Origin of the sequence: Acidovorax sp. (assembly GCF_034519795.1) — a bacterium.
Classification (GTDB): Bacteria; Pseudomonadota; Gammaproteobacteria; order Burkholderiales; family Burkholderiaceae_C; genus Acidovorax.
Genome location: NZ_JAXHOB010000003.1, coordinates 1 through 10000, shown reverse-complemented (window position 1 = coordinate 10000; position 10000 = coordinate 1). Strand labels below are relative to the sequence as shown.

7 protein-coding genes (1 of these 7 cut by a window edge) are annotated in these 10000 nt (G+C 66.4%); all 7 read right to left on the bottom strand.

Annotated elements, in window-relative coordinates:
• Positions 1-547, bottom strand: partial view of a glutathione synthase gene (gene gshB, locus U5N23_RS01965; protein ID WP_322591205.1) — the 5' portion only. The gene continues 413 nt to the left of window position 1, outside the view; only the first 547 of its 960 coding nucleotides appear in the window; its start codon is at positions 545-547; its stop codon lies beyond the left edge, outside the window.
• A gap of 83 nt (positions 548-630) precedes the next feature.
• The gene (locus tag U5N23_RS01960) at positions 631-1818 is read right to left on the bottom strand and encodes a benzoate/H(+) symporter BenE family transporter (RefSeq protein WP_322591204.1); all 1188 of its coding nucleotides are present in this window, start codon (positions 1816-1818) and stop codon (positions 631-633) included.
• 79 nt (positions 1819-1897) lie between these two features.
• Positions 1898-3766 (bottom strand): potassium transporter Kup, encoded by a 1869-nt coding sequence (locus tag U5N23_RS01955; RefSeq protein ID WP_322591203.1) that lies wholly within the window; start codon positions 3764-3766, stop codon positions 1898-1900.
• A 289-nt stretch (positions 3767-4055) separates the two neighbouring features.
• Positions 4056-5351, bottom strand: coding sequence for a glutamate--cysteine ligase (gene gshA / locus U5N23_RS01950; protein ID WP_322591202.1), 1296 nt, complete (start codon positions 5349-5351; stop codon positions 4056-4058).
• 97 nt (positions 5352-5448) lie between these two features.
• Positions 5449-6915 carry a TrkH family potassium uptake protein gene (locus U5N23_RS01945; protein ID WP_322591201.1) on the bottom strand — a complete coding sequence of 489 codons (1467 nt, stop codon included), beginning with the start codon at positions 6913-6915 and terminating at the stop codon, positions 5449-5451.
• Between the two features lie 21 nt (positions 6916-6936).
• Positions 6937-8391, bottom strand: a complete 1455-nt coding sequence (trkA, locus tag U5N23_RS01940; RefSeq protein ID WP_322591200.1) for a Trk system potassium transporter TrkA — start codon at positions 8389-8391, stop codon at positions 6937-6939.
• 68 nt (positions 8392-8459) lie between these two features.
• The gene (locus tag U5N23_RS01935) at positions 8460-9740 is read right to left on the bottom strand and encodes a glutamate-5-semialdehyde dehydrogenase (protein WP_322591199.1); all 1281 of its coding nucleotides are present in this window, start codon (positions 9738-9740) and stop codon (positions 8460-8462) included.
• Positions 9741-10000: the final 260 nt, after the last annotated feature.

Here is a 10000-nt window from a genome sequence, read left to right as displayed (position 1 = left end):
TGCTGCCCAGGTTCAGACCGTCCGGCCCCACGCGGAAGATGCCCATGCCGCCCATGCCGTCCAGGGGCTTCAGGATGATGTCCTTGTGCTCGGCATGGAAGCTGCGGATGTCCGCCGGGTCGCGCGTGACCAGGGTGGGGCCGATGAACTGCGGAAACTCCATGATCGCCAGCTTCTCGGGGTGGTCGCGCAGCGCCCGGGGCTTGTTGAATACGCGTGCGCCATCGCGCTCGGCCTGCTCCAGCATATGGGTGGCGTAGAAGTATTCGCTGTCGAACGGCGGGTCCTTGCGCATCAGCACCGCGCCGAAGTCGGCCAGCATCGCGCTGCGCACGGGCTGCTCGGTGTACCAGTCGTCCGGGTGGCCGGTGAGCACGATGTCGCGCACGCGTGCCGTCACCTTGCCGCCGCACACCCAGCTTACGTCCTGCGGGCCGCACACCGCGATGGTGTGGCCTCGGCGCTGGGCCTCGCGCATCATGGCGAAGGTCGTGTCCTTGTAGATCTTGAAGCTGGCCAGCGGGTCGGCGATGAAGAGGATTTGCATGGGCTGGAAGATGGATGAATGTAAAAAGACCGGCGCCCCATGGCAGGGACGGCTTTTGTCCATATATAGAAGGACGTGAGCCGTCAGCCACCCTGGGTGCGTGTACGCCCGTACTGTTGCACAAATAGCGCAAGGCTGCCTGCGACCACGCCCCAGAAGGCCGAGCCCACGCCCGCCACCACCACCCCGCTGAGAGTGACCAGGAAGGTGATGAGCGCCGCCTCGCGGTGCCCCTCCTCGCGCAGCGCCGTCGCCAGGCCATTGCCGATGGTGCCCAGCAAGGCCAGACCGGCGATGGCCACCACCAGTTCGGAAGGGAACGCGGTGAGCAGCCCGGTGATGACCGCGCCGAACAGCCCGATCACCACATAGATGGCGCCGCAGGACACCGCGGCCGTGTAGCGGCGGGCGCGGTCTTCGTGTGCCTCGGGGCCCATGCACATGGCAGCGGTGATGGCGCTGAAATTCAGGGCAAAGGCGCCAAACGGAGCCAGCACCAGCGTGCCCAGGCCCGAGAGGGTGAGCAGGCGCGAGATGGGCAGGGGGTAGCCCGATGCGCGGATGACCGCAACGCCCGGCAGGTTCTGCGAGGCCATGGTCACCACGAACAGGGGGATGGCCAGGCTCACGGTGGCGGCCAGACTGAACTCTGGCGTGGTCCACACCGGTGCGGCCAGCGAGAGGTGCACGGCCGACCAGGCCATCTGCCCGCGCAGCGCCACCCAGGCGATGCCCAATGCCAGCGTGAGCACCACGGCATAGCGCGGCAGCAGGCGCCGCCCCAGCAGGTAGGTGGCCAGCATCAGCAGCACCAGGGGCAGCGCCGTTTGCGCTGCAGTGAATGCCTGGATGCCGAAACGCGCCAGCACGCCAGCCAGCAACCCGGCCGCGATCTCCATGGGGATGCGGTTCATGATGCGCTCGAACCAGCCGGTGACGCCGCACAGCGTGATCAGCGCGGCGCTGACCATGAAGGCGCCGATGGCCTCGCCCATGCTGAAACCACCGGCCAGCCCCGCCGTGGCCAGCACCGCTGCGCCGGGGGTCGACCACGCGATCATGACCGGCATGCGAAGCACCAGCGATGGCACCAGGGAGCACAGCCCCATGCCCAGACCCAGCGCCCAGATCCAGGAGGTGACCTGCCCCGGCGTGGCATGGAAGGCCTGCGCCGCCTGGAAGACGATGGCCACCGAACTGGTAAAGCCCACGAGCACGGCCACGAAGCCTGCCGTGAACGACGACAGGCTCAGGTCTTTGAAAAATTGCATGGGCTGGATTCTGCCTCGCGCACCGAAAAGGTGCGCGGCGGGGGCTATCTCGGCCCTGCGGGGTTCGCTCCGGGGAGCGTCAAATCTCGATCTTCGAGCCCAGTTCCACCACCGCGTTGTTGGGCAGGTGCAGGAAGTCTGCCGCGCCGCTGGCGTTGTGGTGCATCTGGGCGAAGAGCTTCTCGCGCCAGGGGGCCATGCCGCTGCCGATGGTGGGCACCACGGTGTCGCGCGAGAGGAAGTAGCTTGTGGTCATGGGCTCCATGCCACAGCCGCGGCCACGCAGTTGCTCCAGGGCGCGCGGCAGGTCGGGGTCGTTCTTGAAGCCGTAGTGCACCACCACCTGCCAGCAATCGTGGCCCAGGGCGTCCACCTGCAGGCGCTTGTCCATGCCGATCCAGGGCACCTCATGGCTCTTGACCGTGACGAACAGGTTCTGCTCGTGCAGCACCTTGTTGTGCTTGAGGTTGTGCAGCAGCGCATTGGGCACGACGCCTGTCTCGGCCGTGAGGAACACGGCAGTGCCTTCCACGCGCGTGGGCGGGCTGATGAACACCGACTCCAGGAAGTCCTTGAGGTCGATGGCATCGGCACGCAGCTTGTCGTTGACCAGATGGCGCCCCTGCTTCCAGGTCATCATCAGCGTGAAGACGATGCCACCGATCATCAGCGGGAACCAGCCGCCCGCGAACAGCTTGAGCAGGTTGGAGGCGAAGAAGGCCAGATCCACCACGAAGAAGCAGCCCGTGGCGGCCACGCACAGTGCCAAGGGGTAACCCCAGCCATAGCGGATCACGAAGAAGGTCAGCGTGGTGGTGATCAGCATGTCCAGCGTCACGGCGATGCCGTAGGCGGCGGCCAGGTTGCTCGACGAGCGGAACATCACCACGGCCAGCACGATGGCCACGAACAGGCCCCAGTTCACGAGCGGGATGTAGATCTGCCCCGTGTCGCGCACGCTGGTGTGCTGGATGTTCAGGCGCGGCAGATAACCGAGCTGGATGGCCTGCTTGGTCACGCTGAAGGCGCCGGTGATCAGCGCCTGCGAGGCGATCACCGTGGCCAGGGTGGCCAGCACTACCAGGGGCAGCAGCGCCCAGTCGGGCGCCATCATGAAGAATGGATTTTTCACCGCCTCGGGCTGGGCCAGCAACAGCGCACCCTGGCCGAAGTAGTTGAGGACGAGTGCCGGCATGGCCACGCAGAACCAGGCCAGACGGATGGGCCGCTTGCCGAAGTGCCCGAGGTCGGCGTACAAGGCCTCGGCACCGGTCACGCACAGCACCACGGCGCCCAGGATGATGAAGCTGGTGCCCGGGTTGGCGATCATGAAGCCCAGCGCATAGTGCGGACTCATGGCCCAGAGGATCTCGGGGTGGCTGACGATGTGGGACACGCCCAGGACCGCCAGGGTCGCAAACCAGACCAGCGTGATGGGCCCGAAGAACTTGCCGATGCCGCTCGTGCCGCGCTTTTGCACCATGAACAGGCAGAACAGCACCACCAGGGTCAGCGGGAGCACGTACTGCTTGAAGTGCGGCGAGACCACCTCCAGCCCCTCCACCGCCGAGAGCACCGAGATCGCCGGGGTGATGACCCCGTCGCCATAGAACAGCGAGGTGCCGAAGATACCCACCCCCAGCAGCACGCCGCGCAGGCGGGGTTTGTCCTTCACGGCCTGGGAGGCCAGGGCCAGCATGGCGATCAGCCCGCCTTCGCCGTTGTTGTCGGCACGCAGCACCAGCACCACGTACTTCAGGGAGACGATGACCGTCAGCGTCCAGAAGAAGATCGAGAGGATGCCGTAGATGTTGTCCGGGGAGAAAGGCACATGGCCGGACCCGAACACCTCTTTGACCGCATACAGCACGCTGGTGCCGATATCACCGTAGACAACACCGATGGCGCCCAGCGTGAGCGCTGCGAGCGAGGATTTGGAGCTTTGCACTGACCGCACCCGGCACACGTTGCTGCCGGGGTTCCGTTACTTTTGGGAACGCTATTGTGCTCCTGCGCTGGTGCAGCGGCGCACCAGCGCAGGGCATGTTGCAGCGCAGCAACTGGCCTCTGGCGTCACCTGCGCGGACGTGGCATGCAGGTTTCAGAGCCCTTTACCCACGAAACTGGCGCGGCGCAAGGCCAGCGCCCCCGTGCAAGGGCCGCCCCGCCGCACCGGGGGCGTCCCCCTCCCAGATTGCGAAGCAAGAGAGGGGGGGTCGCACATTAGAGAGAAAACCTTAGTCGTACACCTCGGCGTCCGGGTTGGTGGCCTCCAGCTCGTAGCTGGCCGCCAGCATGGCCAGGCGCGCCACCACGCCATACATATAAAAGCGGTTGGGCGCACTCACCCCCGGGCGCACGCCGGGCTGCGGCATGTGCGTGCTGTGCTCGAAGGCCAGCGGCACAAAACTCGCGCCCGGTGCATTCAGGTTCTCGTCCACGCCGCGCTCGGCATGCATGCGGTAGAAGCCGCCCACCACGTAGCGGTCCATCATGTAGACCACTGGCTCGGCCACGGCGTCGTGCACGCGCTCCTGGGTCAGCACGCCTTCCTGGATGATGAGGTCGTTGACCGGCTGGCCGTCCTTGATGACGGCCATCTTGTTCTTGGTCTTGCGGTTGACCGCGTCCAGCTCCTTGGCGTCGCGCACGGTCATGATGCCCATGCCGTAGGTGCCGTTGTTGGCCTTGACGATGACAAACGGCTTTTCGTTGATGCCGTATTCCTTGTACTTGCGGCGCACCTTGGTCAGCAGCGCATCCACCGTGGTCTGCAGCTTGTCCATGCCTTTGTCTTCGGCAAAGTCCACCTCGTCGCACTGGCTGTACATGGGGTTGATGAGCCAGGGGTCGATGCCCAGCATCTTGCCAAAACGCTTGGCCACCTCTTCGTAGTTCTTGAAGTGGGTGCTCTTGCGGCGCACGCTCCAGCCCGCGTGCAGCGGCGGCAGCAGGTATTGCTCGTGGATGTCTTCCAGGATGCCGGGCGCGCCCGCCGTGAGGTCGTTGTTCAGCAGGATGGTGCAGGGGTCGAAGTCCTTGAGGCCCAGGCGGCGCTTGGTGCGCACCACGGGCTCCAGTGTCACGGTGTCGCCATTGGGCAGCTCGATCAGGGTGGGCTTCTTGATCTCGGGGCTGATGGAGCCCACGCGCACGTTCAGGCCGGCCATGTTGAAGATGCGCTGCAGCTGCACCACGTTGGCCAGGTAGAAGGTGTTGCGCGTATGGTTCTCCGGGATGATCAGCAGGTTGCGCGCCTCGGGGCAGATCTTCTCGATGGCGGCCATGGCGGCCTGCACGGCCAGGGGCAGCATCTCCTTGGTCAGGTTGTTCCAGCCACCGGGGTAGAGGTTGGTGTCCACCGGGGCCAGCTTGAAGCCCGCGTTGCGGATGTCCACCGAGGTGTAGAACGGCGGCGTGTGCTCCATCCATTCCAGGCGGAACCAGCGTTCGATGGCGGGCATGGAGTCGAGAACGCGCTGTTCGAGTTCGTTGATCGGCCCGGTGAGGGCCGTGATGAGATGCGGAACCATGGGGATGCCCTCAGAGGAGACGGTAACGATTGCGATCCATTGTAGGGTTGGGGCGCCGACCGGTTCTTCGCAAGCCCGGGCCGCGCGGTTTCTTGTGTCAGCGCCGCCAGAACGCGGGCGTGAGCAGTGCCATGAAACTCAGGATCTCCAGCCGCCCCAGCAGCATGGCCAGCGTGCACACCCACATCTGAAAATCGGTCAGCACCGCGTAGTTGGACGCAGGCCCCACGCTGCCCAGCCCCGGCCCCATGCAATTGACGCTGGCGATCACGGCGGAGAACGCGGTCACCGGGTCCAGGTCGGTGAGCAGCAGCACCATGCTCAGGCCGATGATGGTGGCGCCATACACCAGCATGAAGGCCAGCACCGAAAAGATCACCCGGTTGTCCACCACCGCGTCGCCCAGCCGCACCGGCTGCACGGCGCGGGGGTGCACCAGGCGGTTCATCTCGCGCCGCGCCTGCTTGAGCAGGATCAGCATGCGAACCATCTTGATGCCGCACCCGGTGGAGCCCGCACTGGTCGCCACGCCCGACAGCAGCAGCATGAACACGGGCGCAAACACCGGCCAGCTCAGGTAGTCCACCGTGGCGTAGCCGGTGGTGGTGGCAATCGACACCAGGTTGAACATGCCGTAGCGCAGCGCATCGAGCGGCGCATACACGCCTTTCACCCACAACAGCACCGACACCAGCAGCCCCCCGCCCACCAGCGTGAACAAGGTGGCGCGCAGTTCGGGGTCGCGCCAGAACCCCTGCCAGTGGCCCTTGCGAATGGCCACAAAATACAGCGCAAAGTTGCAGCTGGCCACCAGCATGAAGCCAACAGCGATGGCCTCCAGCAAGGGCGACTGATAGAAGCCGAAGCTCGTATCGTGCGGAGACAGCCCGCCCAGGCTCACGGTGGAAAACATGTACATGAGCGCATTGACCGGGTCCATGCCCCCAGCCCAGTAGGCCAGGGCGCAGGCCGCAGAAAACAGCGCATACACGCCCCACAGCCCCTTGGCGGTTTCGGTCATGCGCGGGGTGAGCTTGGCATCCTTGACCGGGCCCGCCGCCTCGGCCTTGAACAGCTGGCTGCCGCCCACGCCCAGCAGGGGCAGCACGGCCACCGCCAGGATCAGGATGCCCATGCCCCCCACCCATTGCAGGAACGTGCGCCACACGTTCATCGACACGGGCAGGGTGTCCAGGCCCACCAGCACCGTGGACCCGGTAGTGGTCAGGCCCGACACGGCCTCGAAGTACGCATGGGTGAACGACATGGGCCGCCCGATCTCATGGGCGGCCAGCATCAGCGGCAGCGCCGCGAACAGCGGCAGCAGCACCCACACCAGCGTGACCAGCATCACGCCATGGCGCGGCTGCAGTTCGCGGCGGAACAGGCGCAGCTTCCACCACAGGCCACACCCTACGGCCAGGGTCGCCGCCATGGCCACCGGGTAGATGTGCCACACCCCATCGCGCAGGAACCACGACACCGACAGCGGCAGCCCCATGGTCAGCGCAAAGATCATGATCAGGATGCCCAGCACCCGCAGCACGGGAAACATGTCCACCATGGCGTTCTCGCAGGGGGCCCGTCAGAAAAACGTCGCGCTCACGCGGAAGAGCTTTTCCACGTCACGCACCAGCCGCTTGTGCGGCAGGAAGAACACCACGTGGTCGTTGCTCTCGATGACCGTGGAGCTGCGCGGGATGATCACTTGGGGTTCGCGCAAATCATCGGGCGGAACGTCGGGCGAATCCGGCAGGCCGCGCACGATCAGGCCCATGTGCACCTCGTGCGGCAACTGCAGGTCGCTCACCTTGCGGCCCACCACGCGCGAACTCTTGCGGTCGCCGCGCGCCACGATCTCCAGCGCCTCGGCCACGCCCCGGCGCAGGCTGTGCACGGCCTGCACATCGCCCTGGCGCACATAGGCCAGCAGCTCGCCCAGCATGGCCTGCGCGGGCGACAGCGCAATGTCGATCTGCGTGCCGTGCATCAGGTCGGCATAGCTGCGCCGGTTGATGAGCGCCAGCACCCGCTTGGCGCCCATGCGCTTGGCCAGCAGGGAGGACATGATGTTGTCCTCGTCGTCATCCGTCAGCGCCAGGAAGAGGTCGATCTCTTCCACGCTCTCGCCGCCCAGCAGGTCTTCGTCCGTGGTGTCGCCCTGCAGCACCAGCACATCGGACGGCAGGGTGGAGGCCAGCTCGATGCAGCGTTCAGGGTCGTCCTCGATCATCTTGATGTGAAACCGCCCGGGCTCCTTGCTGAGCTGGCGCGCCAGCCGCAGCCCCACGCGCCCCCCGCCCGCAATCATGATGCGCCGCACCGGCTGCACAGGGCGACCGCCGCGCCGGTGCAGGGCCGTGAGCACATCGGCAATGTGGCCGCTGGCCGCCAGCACAAACACCTCGTCGCCCGGCTCGATGCGCGTGTTGCCGTCGCAGGCCACAAAGCGGTCGGGCTCGTCCTGAAACCGCCGGTAGATCGCCACCAGGCGCATGGCCACATCGGGCGAGGCTTCGCGCAGCTCGCAGATGGTGTGGCTCACCATGGGCGCCCCGGCCCGCGCGCGCACCGACACCAGGCAGGCCCGGCCGCCCGCAAACTCGCGCACCTGCATGGCCTCGGGGTATTCGATCAGCTTGCCGATGTAGCGGGTCAAAGATTCCTCGGGGCAGATGATGCGGTCCACGCCAAAGCCCTCGGGCCCTGTGAGCCGCTCGTCCAGCGTGAAGCCGGTGGAACGCACCCGCGCAATGCGCGTGGGGATGTTGAACACCAGCTGCGCGATCTTGCAGCACACCAGGTTGGTCTCGTCCTGCGCCGCGCAGGCGATCAGCAGGTCGGTGTCGTGCGCGCCGGCCTCGGCCAGTACGGCGGGGTCGATGCCGCTGCCGACCACGCCGCGCAGGTCGAAGCGCGACTCCAGGTCGCGCAGGCGCTCGGCATCGGTGTCGATGACGGTGATGTCGTTGCGCTCGGAGACCAGGCTCTCGGCCACGCTGTGGCCGACACGGCCGGCACCCAGGATGATGATTTTCACGGAAGAATGATGGGTAGGTGCCGCGTGCGCGTCAAGCCGGCTGCCCAAGCGGCCGCCAGGGCCGAGCATCAGCCCCGTACCTCGCCCTCGCCCAGCACCACGTACTTGAGCGAGGTCAGCCCCTCAATGCCCACCGGGCCGCGCGCATGGAACTTGTCGGTGCTGATGCCGATTTCGGCCCCCAGCCCGTACTCGAAACCATCGGCAAAGCGCGTGCTGGCATTGACCATCACGCTGGCCGAATCCACCTCGCGCAGGAAGCGCTGGGCATGCACATGGTTGGTGGTCAGGATGGCGTCGGTGTGGTGGCTGGAATAGTGGTTGATGTGGGCAATGGCCTCGTCCACACCGGCCACGACCTTCACGCTGATGATGGGAGCCAGGTATTCCTCGCTCCAGTCCTGCTCGGTGGCAGGCACCAGCTGGGCACCGGGCACCGACTGCAAGATGGCCAGCGACTCGGGGCAGCCGCGCATCTCCACGCCCTTGGCGGCATACACGGCGCCGATCTTCGGCAGAAACTCCGCCGCCACGCCGCGCGCCACCAGCAGGCCTTCGCTGGCGTTGCAGGGGCTGTACTTGTTGGTCTTGGCGTTGTCGGCCACCTTCACCGCCATGGCGATGTCGCAGGGGTCGTCCACATAGGTGTGGCAGTTGCCGTCCAGGTGCTTGATGACGGGCACCTTGGCATCGCGGCTGATGCGCTCGATCAGGCCCTTGCCGCCGCGCGGGATGATCACGTCCACAAACTGCGGCATGGCAATCAGCTGGCCCACGGCCTCGCGGTCGGTGGTCTGCACCAGCTGCACGGCGTCCTGCGGCAGGCCCGCCTCGGCCAGCGCCTGCTGCACCAGCTTGGCCAGCGCCTTGTTCGAGTCAATGGCCTCCGAGCCGCCACGCAGGATGCAGGCGTTGCCGCTCTTGATGCTGAGGCTCGCGGCTTCGATGGTCACGTTGGGGCGGCTCTCGTAAATCATGCCGAACACGCCAATCGGCACGCGCATCTGCCCCACACGGATACCGCTGGGCTGCTGCTTCATGCCCAGGATCTCGCCAATGATGTCGGGCATCGCGGCGAGTTGTTCGCAGCCTTCGGCGCAGGTCTCCAGCACCTTGGGGCTGAGCTTGAGGCGGTCCACCATAGGCTCGGCCAGCCCGGCGGCGCGGGCGCGCTCCAGATCGCGGGCGTTGTCGATCTGCAGCGCATCCACGTTCTCGCGCAGCAGCCGCGCCAGGGCGCCCAGGGCCTTGTTTTTGATGGCGGCCGGCGCACGCGCCATGCGGGCGGAGGCGGCCTTGGCCTGGGATCCGAGGGTGTGCGTGTATTCAGCCACATTGAGCGCGTTCATGGCGCCGATTCTCGCAGAAGCGCCCTGCCCCTGCGCACCCAGGGGCAGGGCATGCGGCCCAGGCCGGGGGCGGATGCCGGGGCTGCCGCCCTCCGCCACCCGGCAGAACGGCCTTGTCCGCGCCGGCTTGCAAGCACTCAATGGAGCGTATGCACCACCTGGTAGCGGCCCGCACGGACCATTTCGGCGGCCGGAGGCGGCATCGTCGCCCACGCCGTAGCCCACGACCAGCTGCACGCCTTCCAGCCCGCTGAAGTTCA

Excerpts from the sequence above, each read along its gene's own strand:
- U5N23_RS01960 (WP_322591204.1), bottom strand. The coding sequence starts at position 1,818 with ATGCAATTTTTCAAAGACCTGAGCCTGTCGTCGTTCACGGCAGGCTTC.
- gshA (WP_322591202.1), bottom strand. The coding sequence starts at position 5,351 with ATGGTTCCGCATCTCATCACGGCCCTCACCGGGCCGATCAACGAACTC.
- U5N23_RS01945 (WP_322591201.1), bottom strand. The coding sequence starts at position 6,915 with ATGGTGGACATGTTTCCCGTGCTGCGGGTGCTGGGCATCCTGATCATG.
- U5N23_RS01935 (WP_322591199.1), bottom strand. The coding sequence starts at position 9,740 with ATGAACGCGCTCAATGTGGCTGAATACACGCACACCCTCGGATCCCAG.